Raw genomic sequence first — 14992 nt, 5'->3', positions numbered from 1 at the left:
CCATCAGTCGAGGCCGCTTCACCGGACGGCGGCCACCTCGGCGCGGGCCTCGGTCATGCCCCGGTTGGCCAGCGCGTCGGCCCGCTCGTTCTCCGGGTGGCCGTTGTGACCCTTCACCCAGAGCCAGGTCACGTCGTGCCGGGCGCAGGCGGCCTCCAGCCGCTGCCACAGGTCGGCGTTCTTCACCGGCTGCTTCGCGGCGGTCAGCCAGCCGTTGCGCTTCCACGAGGCGAGCCAGCTGGTGATGCCGTTGCGCACGTACGTGCTGTCGGTGTGCAGCCGGACGGTGACCGGCCGGGTCAGGCTCTCCAGCGCCCGGATCGCCGCGGTCAGCTCCATCCGGTTGTTGGTGGTCGGGGTGGCCTCGCCGCCACACAGCTCCCTTTCGTGGTCGCCCCAGCGCAGCAGCACCCCCCAGCCCCCGGGGCCGGGATTGCCGCTGCACGCCCCATCGGTCCAGATCTCCACGACCCTGCCGGCCGCCGCCTCCACCATGCCGGCAACCTACCGGGTACGCCGGCCGGCGGGCCCACCCGACTCGCCCGGCACGGCTGGGGCTCGGCCATGATCGGGCACGTGGCCTCGGTCGCCCGGGAAGCCGGTCGGTGACACCCACCGGGGTGCCGGTCGCCGCCTACCGGCCGGCCCGACCCCCCGTCGGTGATCCGGCGGCCGGCACGGGGGCGGGGGCCGGGTCGCGGCGGATCCGGGCGAGGAGCCGGCCGGCGGCGTCGCCGAGGACCGCGCCGGTCATCGGCAGCAGCGGGCTGGACCGCATCACCGCCAGGTCCTCCGCCGGGGAGGTGGTCCCGTCGAGGAAGCGCAGCACCCGCTCGGCGGGATTGCGGTCGAAGAGCCGGTCGAAGAACTCGACCCCGCCGACGTGGCCCCGGTCCAGGGCGCGCAGCGCCACCGCGTCCATCCACAGGTGACGCCGGGGGTACGCGGCCCGCGGCACCGGCGGCCGGCCGGCCGCGAGAGCGGCGGCGACCTGCTCGGCCTGGCGGTGCATGGCGGAGAAGGTGAACCCGGTGGAGGGCCGGGTGGCGCCCCCGGCGGTGCCGAGCCGGACCACCCGGGGCGAGGGGCGGGCGACGAACGGGCCGTCGGTCATCGGGATCACCCCGTTCTCCACCTCCCGGACCCGCAGCGCCGCCGGGTCGAGGCCGAGCAGGTCCAGGTAGTCCCGCAGCGCGGCGTCGTACGCGGCGTCGGTGAGCAGGTCGGGTGAGAACTCGGTGTACTCGACCAGGGCGTACCGGTCGCTGACCGGCAGCACGTAGCCGAACGAGACGCCCCGGGCGGGCTGCCGGGTGCGGAAGTCCATCAGCACCGCCCGGTCCGGGTCGAACGTCGGCGTGTCGGCCGCCAGCCACCAACCCCGGAAGTGCTGCAACCAGCTGGTCCGCCCGGGCCGTCGCGGCGGGCGGGGCCGGGAGTCGAGCACCCAACCGGCGCGCAGCAACGCCCGGCCGTCGGTGTCGCGGACCGTCACCCGGTGCCCGTCGTCGTCGAGGGCGCCGGCCGCCGCGCCGATCCGGATCGCGCCGAGGCGGCGTTCGGCCTCGGCAGCCCGGTCGTAGACCGGGGCCGAGCGGAGCATGGCGTACCGCAGCGGGGCGAGCGACAGGACACGGCGGCCGGCGGGCGTGACCACGTCGACCTGCGACCAGCTGGCGCTGAGCACCGGGTCGAGGTCGTTGCCGGGGGTGTCCCAGAACGCCCAGGTGCGGTCCGGGCCCCGCTTGTGCACCGGATCGACGACGGCGACCTGCAGCCCGGACAGCCCGCGCCGGTCCAGGGCGGCCAGGACCAGGGAGGCGGCGCCGCCGCCGCCCACCAGCGCGAGGTCGACATCGACCGGGGTTGCGTCCACCCCGCCACGCTGCCACATGCCCGGCCGCCACCTGCCTGGGGACCCGCCGCCTGGCGCCCGGAGTGGCGCGTAGATTCGGGGGATCATCGAGGAACGGGGGACGGCATGGCGCAGGCGCCGCTGCGGGTGGGGTTGCTGGGCTACGGGATCGCCGGGCGGGTGTTCCACGCCCCGCTGATCGCCGCGACCCCCGGGCTGCGGCTGGACGCCATCGTCACCACCAACCCGGAGCGCCGGGAGCAGGCCCGCCAGGAGCATCCCGAGGCCCGGCTCATCGACGACGCCGACCAGTTGTGGCACGGCGCGGACTCGCTCGACCTGCTGGTGGTGGCGACGCCGAACCGGCAGCACGCCCCGATGGCCCGCGCGGCGCTGGCGGCCGGGCTGCCGGTCGTGGTGGACAAGCCGCTCGCGCCGAGCGCCGAGGAGAGCAGCGCGCTGGTCGACGAGGCGGCCCGCCGGGGGGTGCCGCTGACCGTGTTCCACAACCGCCGCTGGGACGGGGACTTCCTGACCGTCCGTCGCCTCGTCGAAGCGGGCGAGCTGGGGCGGGTGAGCCGCTTCGAGTCGCGGTTCGAACGCTGGCGGCCGGCGATCAAGCCGGGCTGGCGGGAGAGCGCCGCGCCCGGCGAGGCCGGCGGCGCGCTGTTCGACCTCGGCGCCCACCTGGTCGACCAGGCCGTGCAGCTCTTCGGCCCGGTGGAGCGTGTCTACGCGGAGGTGGACCGGCGGCGGCCCGGCGCCGAGGTCGACGACGACGCGTTCGTGGCGCTGGCCCACACCGGCGGCGTCCGCTCCCACCTGTGGATGAGCGCGGTCACCCCGCAGCTCGGACCGCGGATGCGGGTCCTCGGCGACCGTGCCGGCTACACCACGAACGGGCTGGACGTGCAGGAGGCGGCGCTGCGCGACGGGGCCCGACCGGACGCGCCGGGCTGGGGCGAGGTCCCGCCCGAGCAGTACGGCCTGCTCGGCGTCGACGGCGACCTGCGCCCGGTCCCCACCGAGCCGGGCCGCTACCAGGACTTCTACGCCCAGGTCGCGGCGGCGCTGCGCGACGGCACGCCGATGCCCGTCGACCCGCGCGACGCGGTCGGCACCGTCGCGCTGATCGAGCTGGCGCACCGCTCCGCCGCGGAGGGTCTGGTGCTGCCCGTCCCGCCGCTCGCCTGACCGGGGTCAGTGCGGGAGTCGGTCGGCACCACCCTAGGCGACCGTCGCCGGGCGGTCGTCCGGCGCGGGCGCGGGTTCCGCGTACGCGGCGGCGACCGTCGCCCGGTCGAAGACCCGCCAGGTCACCGCGGTCACCGCGACGGCGACCACGAATCCCACCCAGTACGGTGCGGTCAGCCCGAACCGGGCGGCGACCACCCCGCCGAGCAGCGCGCCCAGACAGTTGCCGCCGGCGGCGATGAAGAGCGTGGTGCTGCCCACCCGGCCCTGCAACGCGGCCGGGGTCAACCGCTGGCGCAGCGAGTTCGACACCATGTTCCACAGCGCGCCGTGCACCCCGAACGCGAACAGCGCGACCGCGATGACCACCGCGCTGCGCGACGCCGCCAGGGCCAGGTGCAGGCCCGCCTCGATCAGCAGGCCGATCCGGATGGTCCAGGTGGCGGTGATCCGGGCGACCAGCCGGTCACCGACCACCGAGCCGAGCAGCCCGCCGACCGCCATGCAGGTGAAGAGGACGCCGTAGCCGACCGAGCCGAGGCCCAGCCGCTGCGTGGCGAGCAGCACCAGCACCGCGATGGCGGCGGTGAGGGTGAGGTTGAGCAGCCCGATCAGGAAGGTCATGGTGCGCAGCAGCCGCTGCGACAGCAGCCAGCGGAAGCCCTCCACCACCTCCGCCCGGACCGAGCGGCGTCCGCCGCCCGTCCCGGGCGCGCCACGGTACGCACCGCCGATCAGGCCGACGAGCACCGCGCTGAGCGCGTACGTGCCGGCGTTGACGCCGAACGGAATGCTTGCCGCCAGCACGAAGAGGAACCCGCCGAGCGGGCCGGCGATCATCCCCTGCGTCAGGGTGGTGCCGCCGCCCAGCCAGCCGTTGGCCCGCTCCAGCCTCGACCGGGGCACCACCGCCGGCAGCATCGCCTGGCCGGCGGCCCGGAACACCACCTCGCCGGCGTTCACCACGAACAGCACCGCGTAGAGCAGGGCCACCCCCGCCCGGCCGATCACGATCGCGGCGGTGAGCACCGCCAGGGCGGCGACGCGTACCCAGTCGATGACGACCATCAGCCGCCGCCGGTCCACCCGGTCGACAAGGACGCCGCCGGGCAGGGCGAAGAGCAGCCACGGCAGCCACGCCACCGCGGAGGCCGCCGACACGGTCAGCGGGTCGTCGGTGCGCGCGGCGACGAACAGCGGCGCCGCCACGGTCGCCATCCCGCTGCCCAGCGCCGACATGGTGCTGGCCGCCCAGAGCCGGGCGAAGCGCCCGTCGAGCCGTTCCCCCGTCGTCCCCGTCACGGCGAGCGAACCTACCAGGCGAATCTCCGTTGAACCGGCCGCCGGGTCCGTGCGAGGGTCCGTCGGTGACCGACTACGTGACGATCAACCGGGCCAACTGGGACGAGCGGGCCGCCGCCCACGCCGCGTCGCCGGACTACGCGGTGGACCGCTTCCTGACCGATCCCGGATACCTCAGCGAGGTGGTCCGCTTCGACCTGGACCGGCTGGGGGACGTGACCGGCCTGGACGTGGCGCACCTGCAGTGCCACATCGGCACCGACACGGTCTCGCTGCACCGGCTCGGCGCCCGGACGACCGGCCTGGACTTCTCCGGCGCCTCCCTGGCCCAGGCCCGCGCCCTGGCCGAGCGGACCGGCGCGGCGGTCGACTTCGTCGAGGCCGACGTCCACGACGCGCCGACGGTGCTGGGCCGCAACCGATTCGACCTGGTCTACACCGGCATCGGCGCGCTGTGCTGGCTGCCGAACGTCCGCCGCTGGGCCGGTGTCGTCGCCGACCTGCTGCGCCCCGGCGGGCGGCTCTTCCTCCGCGAGGGGCACCCGATGCTCTCCACCCTCGACGACCCCCGCCCTGACGGCACGCTCGCCGTCGAGTACCCGTACTTCGAGCGGCCGGAGCCGCTGGTGTGGGACGGTCCCGGCACCTACGTGCAGACGGAGGCGACGTTCCAGCACACCGTCACGCACTCGTGGAACCACGGCCTCGGCGAGGTCGTCACCGCGCTGCTCGACGCGGGGCTGGACCTCACCATGCTGGTCGAGCACGACAGCGCGCCCTGGGATGCGCTGCCCGGCGCCATGGTCCGCGACGCGCACGGCGAGTGGCGGCTGGCGGACCGGCCCTGGCGGCTGGCGCAGACGTACACCCTCCAGGCCCGCCGCCGGGACTGACCCGGACTCATTCCGGCCACTTGAGCACGGCCGGGTCGAGTGGATCGTCCATGTCGAGCACGATGTCCGCCCGCTCCAGCGGTCGCGCCTCGCCCCGGTACAGCTCCTGCCCAGGCAGGTACCGGTGCCGGTACCGCTGCTCCACCGTGGCCGCGGAGCCGAACACCTCGAGGTCACGGGTCAGGGCGCGCCGCACCGTCACCTCGGGCGCGGCGTGCAGGTAGAGCGTCACGTCCCAGTGGTCCCGCAGTTCGGGGCGCAGGAGGAACACCCCGTCGAACAGCACGACGGCGTCGGGCGTGGCCCGCTGGTGCGCCGGCGGCACAGGCTCGTCGAGGCGGTGGTCGTACGCGGCCGGCAGGTACCGTCCGTCGCCGCCGGGCCCGAGCGGGCGCAGCACCTCCGCGAGGACGGCGTCGTGGTCGAACGAGTCCAGGTAGTAGCCCTCGGCCGAGAGGAACCGCGACGGCGACGGACCGCGGACGGTCGGTGGAAGCCGTCCACGCTGATCCGGATCACGTCCCGCTCGGGGCTCAACAGGTTCGCCAGGTCGTCGGCCAGACGGGTCTTCCCGGCCGCGTCGGGACCGTCGACGGCGACCCGCAAGGGGTGCGGCACCGGCCGGTCCCGCAGATGTCCGGCCAGTCGGGCCAGCACCCGCGAACGCCCGACCGGGGTCACGCGCTGCTCGGTCGGGCCGGGTCGAACAGCTCGCTCACCGCCACCCGGTCGAAGGCCCGCAGCAGCGCGTCGGTGCCCTCGGTCAGCTTCAGCCGCACCTCGGCGGGGTGCAGCGGCACCAGGGTGAGCAGGGCGATCTCCTTCCCGCCGCCGGTCGTGACGACCCGCGCGTCCGGCGTGCAGCGGAGCACCGGGGTGACGACGACGCCGACGAACGGGGCGTCCGGCGCGTACGGCTCCGCCGGGTCGCCGTTCGGGACGGAGTGCCACGCGCCGATCCAGGTGTCGTACTCGTGCGGCAACCGGGCGACCGTCTTCAGCAGCCGGACCGGCCAGTACGCGCGCTCGTCCCGAAGGGCCTCGGCGGTCAGCGGCCAGTCGGCCGGCAGGCACAGCATCAGCTCGGCGTACGGACTGACGCCGGCCTCGGGCGGAACGGCCATCGGCCGGTCGCTCATGCCCGAGGTCACCAGCGTGTGGAAGGGGCGGGCCGGGGTCGGCGCGACCACGTGCACGTCGACATGGACGAGGTCGGAGACCATCTCGTGCCAGACGAACGCGATCGGTCCGAAGTGGTGCTCGATGTGCCGCTCGATCGCCTCGGCGGCCTCCGGGTCACCGACGTCGGCCGGTTCCCAGCCTCGCTCGCGCGCGGCGTGCCGCAGCACACCCGACCCCCGCTGTCCTACCGCGTCCGAAGATCCCATGCAGGTCAGCTTAGGACAGCCCGGGGTCACGGCCGGTCGTCGATGATCCAACCCGGGGCGAGCTGGGACGCCAGCCGGTCCCAGGCGGTCCGGCCGCCGGGCAGCAGCCAGGCCCGGGTGGTCCCTTCGCTCCGGGCGATGTGGCCGAGCGAGGCGGCGAACCGCCGGGACAAGGCCGGGACGAAGACGTCGCCCCGGGTGCGGTGCAGGTGCCCCATCCGGTGCGCGTACTCATCGATCTCCCGCCGCCGCTGGGCGTCGGCGAACCGGGGGTCGACGGCCGGCGAGAGCACCAGCACCTCCGGCACGGTCCCCTCGGCCAGGGCCGCGGTGATCCGGTCGTGCCCGTCGAGCACCAGCAGGGTGTTCAGCCCGCTCACCCACCACAGGAGCGCCGGCGGCAGCACCCCGTCGCGGGCCTGCTTGCGGAACGCGCGCACCCGTCCGTCGTCGGCGGGCGACAACGGACGCAGCGGCAGCACGTCCCGCTGGTCCTCGACCGGGTCCCCGTAACCGAACCAGGTGATGTGGCCCCGGTCCGGGTCGACGTCCCGCAGCCGCCACCAGTGGCCGACGACGCCCCAGCTCGGCATGCCGTGGGCGAGGACCCACGACCCACGGTGCAGCGGCCCCTCCCCGGCGCCCTGGAGCCACCCGGTGAACGAGTGGGACCACCGCGCCGCCCAGCCGTCGTCGTCCGCACTAACCTCACGCACCCGGCGGTCGTAGGCGGCGGTGATCGGCGGCAGCGGCGACCGGTACCGGCCGGTGCGGACGTAGTGCACGCCGAAGTGGGAGGCCCGGGGCCGGGCCAGCAGGACAACCCGGTCGCCCTGGCGGATCAGCATCCTCCGCCCACCGGCGACCTCGACGCGCAGCCCGGGGCGCTCCGGCGCCGCGACGTCCAGGGCGAGGCCGTCCCACCGGCCGCCGAGCGCGGACGGCAGCGGCGACCGTGCCGCCTCCCGGCCGCCCGGCACCTTGAGGTCGATGTCCATCCCGCCAGGATTCCCGCCGGCCGCCCCGGCCGCAGCCGATTATCGCCGCCGCGACAACGCCGGATGGAGATGAGAAGATCACCCATGCCCGTCACGAACCCCTGGCTCGCCGGCCCCTCCCCCACCGCCCGCCTCGACCGGGATCGCCTGGAAGGGCGCATACTCAACCTGCTGTCCTCGCAGAACATGTGCGTGCTCGCCACGACCGGCCCGGACGGGCCGCTGGCCACCCCGGTGCGCTACTTCCACCTCGACTTCACGCTGATGTTCACCGCGGTCGCCACGTCGCCGAAGATGCGTAACATCGCCGCCGACCCCCGGGTCTCCATCGGCGTGTTCGCGCCGCTGGTCGGGCAGGCCAGCAGCCGGGGCGCGCAGGTCTTCGACCGGGCCCGGGTGCCCGCCCCCGGCGATCCGGACTTCGACCACCACTGGCCGGCGTACCGGTGGCAGTCCGATCACGTGGAACGGTCCCGGTCACTGGACGAGCCGCCGACCGGCCCGCTGGTCGTGGTCGCCGCGGAGCGGATCGTCTACACCGAACACTGGCTGCGCCGTGACGGGTACGCGCCCCGCCAGTTCTGGCGGGCGTGACTCACTCCTCCATCCAGTCGCCGGGCAGCAGCTCCCGCAGCACCTCCCATGCCTCCGGGGTCCGAGCCCACGCCGACAGCCAGCCGCCGTCGTCGCGCACCAGCAGGTCGTGGCCGTACCACCAGCGACTACCCTGCTCCGGTTCGGTTGGCAGCCACGCCTCCCACCGCTCGGCGGAGGTGTCGGCCAGGTCGAGAGCCAAGACCGTCGGCGGGTCGGCCCAGCCCAGCTCCGCCAGCGGCCCAGAACGCGCACGCCTGGTTCTCCACCCGGAACACCAACGCCTCGCCGTCGACGTACAGCTCGTCGGGTGGCAGCAGGGTGTCCTGGTTGCTGGTCAGGTCAGGGCGGCCACCGAGCAGGCGGATGAACCGCCAGGCGGCGGCACGGTCGGCCGTCGCGGCGGCCAACTCCGGTACGAGATCACAACGGTCGGACACGGCCGTTGACTAGTGCCTCGTCTTTGAACGTTGATCGTTTAATCCATCGGTTTTGAGGACGTGCCCGGCAAGTTGTCTCCCAACCTCCCAACCCCAGGAGGTGGTCCGAATTCAGCCCGGAACCACGTAGTCAGTTTTCAGGCGGAGTTGACATGTTTCTGCCGTCAATCTAGGGGGAAGGCGACCGCCGTGGCGCTGATAGCGAGACTGGGGGCAAGTCCGTGACAGCGGCGGGCCAACCCCCGCGGCTCCCCGATGCGATCCGCATGGAGCTACGCCGGGCGCTCCACAAGCCGTTCGAGGTACCGATCATCGTCGCCACCAACGGCACCACCATGACGCTCGCATGGTTCTTCCTGCCCCCGAGCCTGATCAACTTGCTGTTCACCTTCCATGGACCGCTGGCGTTCCCGATGGTCCTCGCCGGGTGGATGTACTCCGACGTGCCGGCGACCAACCTGCTCGGCTCCGACGCCCGTCGCAGCAGCCGAATGTTGGGAGACCGGACGGCGCTGCGTCATTCGCAGCGGGCCAAGAATCTGGTGCTATGGCTGCTCGTCTCGCCTCTCGCGGCGGTCATCGCGATCGCGGTAGGGATGCACGACAAGCGACCGCTGGTCACGGTCTTCACCGTCTTGTGGATCGCTGTGGTGCCGCTCGGCGCGCTGGGCGTCGCGGCCTGGCTTGGCGTGTTCTTCCCGTACCATGCGGTTCCCCTGAAGCAGCGGTGGACGCACCGCAGGCCGTTCCGCCGCAAGATCGTCCGCTGGCTGATCCTCGCGATGACCCCGTGGATGCTGATACCTGGACTCGTGTTGCTGATCAGCCTGCCCACCGTCGGGCTGTGGGCGGCCACCTACCACAGCTGGCGCGGCCAGCGGATCCCAGAAATCTACTTTGTCACCGGCGTGGCGATGGGCTGCGCCGTGGCAGCACTGTTCTGGATCTTCGGCGCACGGCTGGGCGCCCGGTTCGCGCAGCGGCGTCGGGACAAGCTGGCCAGCTTCCTCGCCGATCCCGATCGGGGTTGACCGGGCCGTGGGAGGGAGCACGGCGCCGCGGGACTCCGCCAGGGGCGTCACTGCACCTGACCGCTACGGCTTGGTCCTCGCGCTGCTAATGATCAGCTTCCTGCTGACCGCGTTCCTGCCCGGCGAGCGCGCACGTCCCTTGCCGCTGCTGCTCTACCTGACCGCGTTGACATTGGCGCTGCGCAGCGCATATCCAGAGCGACCAGGCTCCCCCCGGCTGTTCTGGGTTCTGGCGGCCACGTCGGCGGTCGCCGCCGTCCTCCTCATCGTGGTGCCAACCCGTGTCGTGCATGGGCTGATCTCGCTGTGGATGGCCGCGATCCTGGCACTAGCGATAGTGTCGGTCGTACGGCGGGTGCTGGCCCATCGGGTAGTCACGCTACAGACGATCTTCGGTGCCTTGAGTGCGTATCTTCTGATCGGCTTCTTCTATGCCGCGCTGTTCTCAGCCGTGGCGCAATTTCAGCCGGCCGCCCTGTTCTCCAACGGTCAGCCGGCCAACAACAACACCATTCAGTATTTCAGCTTCATCACCATGACCACGGTCGGGTACGGCGACTTTACGGCCGCCAACGAACCTGGCCGTACCCTGGCCGTGTTTGACGCGCTGACCGGCCAGATCTTCCTGGTTACCCTGGTCGCCCGGCTCGTCTCTACTTTCGGGATCGCGCGTCGCGGACAGTAGCCGGATCACGGCGCCGACCCGGGAGGCGATGGCCACCTTCCACCTCAACGCGGATTTTCGCGAGCTGAGCGGTCAGCATCACGATGCCCGACGCAGCTTCACCCGGGTCCTCCGCCGTCCGGCTGATCCGCCGCAACCGCTGACCCTCGGCCATCGACACCTGCCGGACGAACACCTCCGGGCGTCTGCCCACCGGCCACCACCTCCCACAGCCGGGGTCACCGACACCGTCAGCGCGGGTCGGGACGGCGAAGGCGCCACAGCGTCTGCCGGCGCAGCTGACCCTCCTCCTCCGGGTCGTCGAAATTCTCGCCCGGGTCGGTGGTCATGCCGAGGCGACGCATGACCGCCTGGGAGCGGAGGTTCGTCGGGGTCGTGACCGCCAGAATCTCCGGCAGACCGAGGGCGTCGAAGCCGAACTCCAGGACGGCCTGGGCGGCCTCGGTGGCGTAGCCGTTGCCCCAGGCCGAACGGGCCAGCCGCCACCCGATCTCCACCCCGGTGAACGGCACCCCGTCGTCCACGTCGTCCAGGCCGGTGAAGCCGATGAACTCACCGGTGTCGCGCACCTCGACCGCCCAGAAGCCGTAGCCCTTACGGTCGATGTCCTGCTGGAAGTGGCGCATCGACGCGGTGGACTGCTCGAGGTCGAGCACCGGGCCCAGGTGCTCCCGTACCAACGGGTCCGCGTTCATCGCGGCCCACGGGGCCAGGTCGGACTCCCGCCAGTCCCGCAGGACCAGCCGCTTGCTGTTGATCTCCGTCACCGCGCGAGGATATCCATGCACACCAGCCGCCGTCGCCCCTCAGCAGAGCGTCGCGGCCATCCGGTCGCCGGCGGCTCGGACCACCGACCGGCTCGCCGGGGCGGCGACCTCATCCGACCGCGCTCCGGCCGCCCCGGCGAACCCGCTCTCGCCGCGGGAGACCGACGTGCTGGCCTGCGTGGCGCTGGGCTGCACCAACGCCGACGTCGCCGAGCAGCTCGGACTGCGACCGGAGACGGTGAAGAGCTATCTCCGCTCGGCGATGCGCAAGCTCGGCGCGCACACCCGCCTGGAGGTCGTGGTCGCCGCCCGCCGCGCCGGACTCCTCCCCTAAGCGGCCGTGACGAACTGGTCGCGGCGACGGACTGCCGGCGCGGCCGTCCTGTGCGCGGTCCTGCTGATCGGCGCGGTGCCGGTGGCCCGGAACGAGGGCCCCGGCTGGGCTGGTCCGGCGGGGACGAGGCGGTCGAGTGGCCGATCCGGGTCCGGCTCGACCACCCGCTGGCGGGCCGGCAGGTGATCGACGGCCACACCGACGCGCTCATCCCGGAGCGCTGAGTTTTCCCTTGCCGGCTGTCGACGGCTCCCTGTTCGCCCCGTTGAGCGTCACCATCTCTAAAGCGTCCTAGGAGGCTAGCTCCCGCTTGAGCTGGCCGCCCGCGCGGTCAGCGGCGGCCGACGGCGGTGCGGCGCAGCGCCGGGACGACCAGAGCGGCGGAGAGGTGCATCAACGCCAGGGTCAGCTTCGCCGCCGCACCCACTCCCCCGCTCAGCGGGGCCAGCATCGACACCAGCAGCACCGCGGCGGCCACCCAAGTGAAGATCGACCTGGCCCGCCGCGTGAACCGCTCCAGCAGGGCGAGCAACGCCCAGCCGGCCAGCCCCGCCAACAGCGCGGCGACGGCCACGGCCCCCGGACCGACCGGCTGCTCCGTCCCGCCGTTGTCGACGGCCAGCTCCACCCCGGCGAGCGGGACGGCGACCACCCAGACGGCGAGAGCGGCGGCGGTGGCGACGAGGACGGCAAGGGCACGAGCGCCTCGCCGCGCCGGCCGTACGACGCCGACGGTGTGCGGTTGTCCGGTGGTGACGGTGTTCATGACGTACCTCCACAGTGGGTGCTGGAGCCCGGAACGACTCCTGAGGGCACGGTAGGCGCGGTCGGGCGGCCGGCGGATCGCGCCGCGGACCGGTTCCCGGCTCCTCCCGGCGGACCAGGGCCGGCCCGGATCTCCGTCTCGCGACCGATGAGGCCGGAGCGGGTGACCGCCTAGCATCCGGGGTGTGTGTCGCTGGTCGAAATCCACCATCCTCCTGCTGATCGACGGCGGGATCGCCGCCGTGCTCCTCGCCGCCACGGTCGCGTTCGTGGCCGTCCCGGGCCAGGGCCCGGCAACCCCGGAAGGAACTGCCGTCGCCGTCGGGCTGGCCGCCGTCCAGGCGAGCTGCCTGCTCTGGATCCGGCGGAAACCGGCGTACGCCCTGGCGGTGGCCGCGCTGGCCGGGGTCGGGCTGGAGGCGCTCTGCCCGCAACTGGGTTGGCTCGGGCTGGTCGCGGTCCCGCTGGGCTACGTCGCCCGGCTCCGCCCGCCGCGGGTGTCCCTGGTCGCGCTGGCGCTGCTGCTCGCGCCGACGCCGTGGAAGGTGGTCACCGGCGGCTGGCGGGACCTGCTGCTCGCGGTGATCGGGCCGAGCCTCGGCTGGGCGATCGGCGAGCTGCAACGCGGCCACGCCGAGCGGCGGTACGCCCAGCGGCGGCAGACGATCGCCCGGGAGCGGGAGCGGATCTCCCGCGAGCTGCACGACGTGGTGGCCCATCACGTCGCCGTGATCGCGGTGCAGGCCGCCGCCGCCGAGGACGTCTTCGACCAGCGCCCCGACCAGGCCCGGGCCGCGCTCGGGTCGATCCAGGTCGCGGCCCGGTCGGCGCTGACGGAGCTGCGGGCGATGCTGCACGCCCTAGCCACCGACGCCGGGCCCGATCCGGCCGGACCGCAGCCGGGACTGGCGCAGCTCGACGCCCTCGCCGACGCCGTGCGGGCGGTCGGCCTCCAGGTGACCATGCGCCGGGAGGGCGTCGCAGACCCGCTCCCCGGCGGCGTCGAGCTGTCGGCGTACCGGATCGTCCAGGAGTCGCTGACCAACGCCCTGAAGCACGGCCATGCCACCCGGGCCGAGGTCAGCCTCCGGTACGACGACGGTGTGCTGCGGCTGGAGGTCGTCAACGACGGCGTCCCGCCGGCCCGGCGGCCAGGCGCCGGCGAGGGCCACGGCATCCTCGGCATGCGCGAGCGGGCCCGGCTGCTGGGCGGCACGCTCGACGCCGGCCCGCTGCCCACCGGCGGGTTCCGGGTCCAGGCCCGACTCCCGGTGCAGGTGTCCCGATGACGATCCGGGTGGTGGTCGCGGACGACCAGGACCTGATCCGCGCCGGACTGCGGATGATCATCGACGCCCGGCCGGACCTGACCGTCGTCGGCGAGGCAGCCGACGGGGTGGAGGCGGTCGCGGTGACCAACCGGACCCACCCGGACGTGGTGCTGATGGACGTCCGGATGCCCCGGCAGGACGGGATCGCCGCGACCCGGGAGCTGGTGGCCGCCGGCAGCCCCGCCCGCGTCATCATGCTCACCACCTTCGACCTCGACGAGCTGGTCTACGCCGCGTTGCGCTCCGGGGCCAGCGCCTTCCTGCTCAAGGACACCCGCCCGGGCGACCTCGCGGAGGCGATCCGGGTGGTGGCCCGCGGCGACGCGCTCCTCGCGCCGACCGTGACCCGCCGCCTGCTGGACCGGTTCGCCGACCGGCTCCCCGGCGCGGCGTCCCCGTCACGGGAGCTGTCCGCCCTCACCGCCCGGGAGGTGGAGGTGCTCACGCTGACCGCGCGGGCGCTGTCCAACGCGGAGATCGCGGACCGGCTGTACCTGAGCACCGCCACGGTGAAGACCCACATCTCCGCCATCCTCTCCAAACTCGGGCTGCGCGACCGGGTGCAGGCGGTGGTCTTCGCGTACGAGGTGGGGCTGGTCCGCGCCGAACCTCCGGCCCGGTGACCGCGCCGGCGCCGGACCCCCGGCCACGCCTGACGGCAACGGCTCGACCCGCCGCTGGCCAGGTGGCTCGACGGGCCTCTAGTGAGCGACCCTCGCCAACCACCCGACCAGCTCGTCGTTCCCGCTGCTCCGAGCCGCCTCGACGACGGTCTCGCCGGACCACGGAGCCCGCCACCGCGGCGACGCGCCCCGCCCGACCAGGTATCGCGCGGTCGCCAGCTGACCGCCGCGACACGCGTTCCACAGCGGCGCGTCGAGATCGGTCACCCCGTCAGCGAGCCGTCGCACCTGCGGCAGCAAACCGAGCGCCGCGGCGTGCCACAGCTCGGTGCGGGCGCCCCGCGCCACCAACCGGCGCGCCGCATGCCACTGCCCGTAACCGACGGCGGACGACAGTGGCGGGCCGCCGTCGATCGAGGAGCCGGGGGCTTCGATGTCGGCGCCGGCGTCGAGCAGAGCGTCGACGAGGACGACATCGTCGTTGCTGGCCGCCCAGTGCAGGGGCCGTTCGACGTGCCACATGCCCACCGCCGGCGCCTCCAGCGGCGCGCCCGCGGCGACGAGCAGCCGAACGGTCTCGGCCGCCCGCGGTCGGTGCCCGGGTGAGTCGGCCAGCAGGTGCAACGGTGACCGCGTCCCGCAGTCGCGGTCCTCCACCGGCTCGGTGGCGAGGTGCGGGTGCTCGCGCAGCAGGCGGGTCAGCCGTTCGACCGCACCGGCGACGATCGCGGCGGTCAGCTCGCGGGCGAGCGGATGGTCCTCACGCATGGCTGCCATCCTGCCCTCGGGTGG

General features: G+C 73.7%; 19 protein-coding genes. 9 read left to right on the top strand and 10 right to left on the bottom strand.

Annotation, left to right across the window (positions count from 1 at the left end):
• Positions 1–18: 18 nt before the first annotated feature.
• Both rnhA and SLP03_RS12495 read right to left on the bottom strand, forming a co-directional pair.
• The gene (gene rnhA, locus SLP03_RS12500) at positions 19–495 is read right to left on the bottom strand and encodes a ribonuclease HI (protein ID WP_319460734.1); all 477 of its coding nucleotides are present in this window, start codon (positions 493–495) and stop codon (positions 19–21) included.
• A gap of 139 nt (positions 496–634) precedes the next feature.
• Positions 635–1894, bottom strand: a complete 1260-nt coding sequence (locus SLP03_RS12495; protein WP_319460733.1) for a lycopene cyclase family protein — start codon at positions 1892–1894, stop codon at positions 635–637.
• A gap of 87 nt (positions 1895–1981) precedes the next feature.
• On the opposite strand from SLP03_RS12495, the gene SLP03_RS12490 reads away from it, so the two are divergent.
• Positions 1982–3049: a Gfo/Idh/MocA family oxidoreductase gene (locus SLP03_RS12490; RefSeq protein WP_319460732.1), complete on the top strand. Its 1068-nt coding sequence runs from the start codon at positions 1982–1984 to the stop codon at positions 3047–3049.
• Between the two features lie 33 nt (positions 3050–3082).
• Here the strand turns inward: SLP03_RS12490 and SLP03_RS12485 are convergent, their stop codons facing one another.
• Positions 3083–4351 (bottom strand): MFS transporter, encoded by a 1269-nt coding sequence (locus SLP03_RS12485; RefSeq protein WP_319460731.1) that lies wholly within the window; start codon positions 4349–4351, stop codon positions 3083–3085.
• A 65-nt stretch (positions 4352–4416) separates the two neighbouring features.
• Between SLP03_RS12485 and SLP03_RS12480 the strand changes: the two genes are divergently transcribed.
• Positions 4417–5244 (top strand): class I SAM-dependent methyltransferase, encoded by an 828-nt coding sequence (locus SLP03_RS12480; RefSeq protein ID WP_319460730.1) that lies wholly within the window; start codon positions 4417–4419, stop codon positions 5242–5244.
• Between the two features lie 7 nt (positions 5245–5251).
• On the opposite strand, the gene SLP03_RS12475 is transcribed toward SLP03_RS12480, so the two are convergent.
• From SLP03_RS12475 to SLP03_RS12465, 3 genes are all read right to left on the bottom strand, one after another.
• Positions 5252–5644 carry a hypothetical protein gene (locus tag SLP03_RS12475; protein ID WP_319460729.1) on the bottom strand — a complete coding sequence of 131 codons (393 nt, stop codon included), beginning with the start codon at positions 5642–5644 and terminating at the stop codon, positions 5252–5254.
• Positions 5645–5921: 277 nt separating this feature from the next.
• Positions 5922–6632: a suppressor of fused domain protein gene (locus SLP03_RS12470; protein ID WP_319460728.1), complete on the bottom strand. Its 711-nt coding sequence runs from the start codon at positions 6630–6632 to the stop codon at positions 5922–5924.
• A gap of 26 nt (positions 6633–6658) precedes the next feature.
• The gene (locus tag SLP03_RS12465) at positions 6659–7630 is read right to left on the bottom strand and encodes a hypothetical protein (protein ID WP_319460727.1); all 972 of its coding nucleotides are present in this window, start codon (positions 7628–7630) and stop codon (positions 6659–6661) included.
• Positions 7631–7714: 84 nt separating this feature from the next.
• Between SLP03_RS12465 and SLP03_RS12460 the strand changes: the two genes are divergently transcribed.
• Positions 7715–8224: a pyridoxamine 5'-phosphate oxidase family protein gene (locus SLP03_RS12460; protein WP_319460726.1), complete on the top strand. Its 510-nt coding sequence runs from the start codon at positions 7715–7717 to the stop codon at positions 8222–8224.
• Between the two features lies 1 nt (position 8225).
• Here the strand turns inward: SLP03_RS12460 and SLP03_RS12455 are convergent, their stop codons facing one another.
• Complete coding sequence (locus SLP03_RS12455) at positions 8226–8426, bottom strand: hypothetical protein (RefSeq protein ID WP_319460725.1); 201 nt, start codon at positions 8424–8426, stop codon at positions 8226–8228.
• A 504-nt stretch (positions 8427–8930) separates the two neighbouring features.
• Between SLP03_RS12455 and SLP03_RS12450 the strand changes: the two genes are divergently transcribed.
• Entirely contained in the window at positions 8931–9695 is a 765-nt protein-coding gene (locus SLP03_RS12450) for a hypothetical protein (RefSeq protein WP_319460724.1), read from the top strand.
• 70 nt (positions 9696–9765) lie between these two features.
• Positions 9766–10380: an ion channel gene (locus SLP03_RS12445; RefSeq protein ID WP_319460723.1), complete on the top strand. Its 615-nt coding sequence runs from the start codon at positions 9766–9768 to the stop codon at positions 10378–10380.
• 230 nt (positions 10381–10610) lie between these two features.
• On the opposite strand, the gene SLP03_RS12440 is transcribed toward SLP03_RS12445, so the two are convergent.
• Positions 10611–11147 (bottom strand): GNAT family N-acetyltransferase, encoded by a 537-nt coding sequence (locus SLP03_RS12440; protein ID WP_319460722.1) that lies wholly within the window; start codon positions 11145–11147, stop codon positions 10611–10613.
• On the opposite strand from SLP03_RS12440, the gene SLP03_RS12435 reads away from it, so the two are divergent.
• Positions 11128–11481, top strand: a complete 354-nt coding sequence (locus tag SLP03_RS12435) for a response regulator transcription factor (RefSeq protein ID WP_319460721.1) — start codon at positions 11128–11130, stop codon at positions 11479–11481. The two genes, SLP03_RS12440 and SLP03_RS12435, sit on opposite strands and share 20 nt — an antisense overlap.
• Positions 11482–11531: 50 nt before the next feature.
• A complete protein-coding gene (locus SLP03_RS12430) occupies positions 11532–11705 on the top strand; it encodes a hypothetical protein (protein ID WP_319460720.1) in 174 nt (57 codons plus the stop codon).
• Between the two features lie 107 nt (positions 11706–11812).
• Here the strand turns inward: SLP03_RS12430 and SLP03_RS12425 are convergent, their stop codons facing one another.
• On the bottom strand, positions 11813–12247 hold the full coding sequence (locus SLP03_RS12425; protein ID WP_319460719.1) for a DUF6069 family protein: 435 nt from the start codon (positions 12245–12247) through the stop codon (positions 11813–11815).
• A 184-nt stretch (positions 12248–12431) separates the two neighbouring features.
• Here SLP03_RS12425 and SLP03_RS12420 point away from each other — a divergent pair, with 184 nt between their 5' ends.
• A complete protein-coding gene (locus tag SLP03_RS12420) occupies positions 12432–13535 on the top strand; it encodes a sensor histidine kinase (RefSeq protein ID WP_319460718.1) in 1104 nt (367 codons plus the stop codon).
• Entirely contained in the window at positions 13532–14200 is a 669-nt protein-coding gene (locus tag SLP03_RS12415; protein ID WP_319460717.1) for a response regulator transcription factor, read from the top strand. The genes SLP03_RS12420 and SLP03_RS12415 overlap by 4 nt, the downstream gene beginning before the upstream one ends.
• Before the next feature lie 78 nt (positions 14201–14278).
• On the opposite strand, the gene SLP03_RS12410 is transcribed toward SLP03_RS12415, so the two are convergent.
• Entirely contained in the window at positions 14279–14968 is a 690-nt protein-coding gene (locus SLP03_RS12410; protein ID WP_319460716.1) for an ankyrin repeat domain-containing protein, read from the bottom strand.
• Positions 14969–14992 lie beyond the last annotated feature (24 nt).

The sequence above is a fragment of the Micromonospora sp. RTP1Z1 genome (assembly GCF_033804685.1).
Classification (GTDB): domain Bacteria; phylum Actinomycetota; class Actinomycetes; order Mycobacteriales; family Micromonosporaceae; genus Micromonospora.
This window is presented reverse-complemented; position numbering and strand designations above follow the sequence as displayed.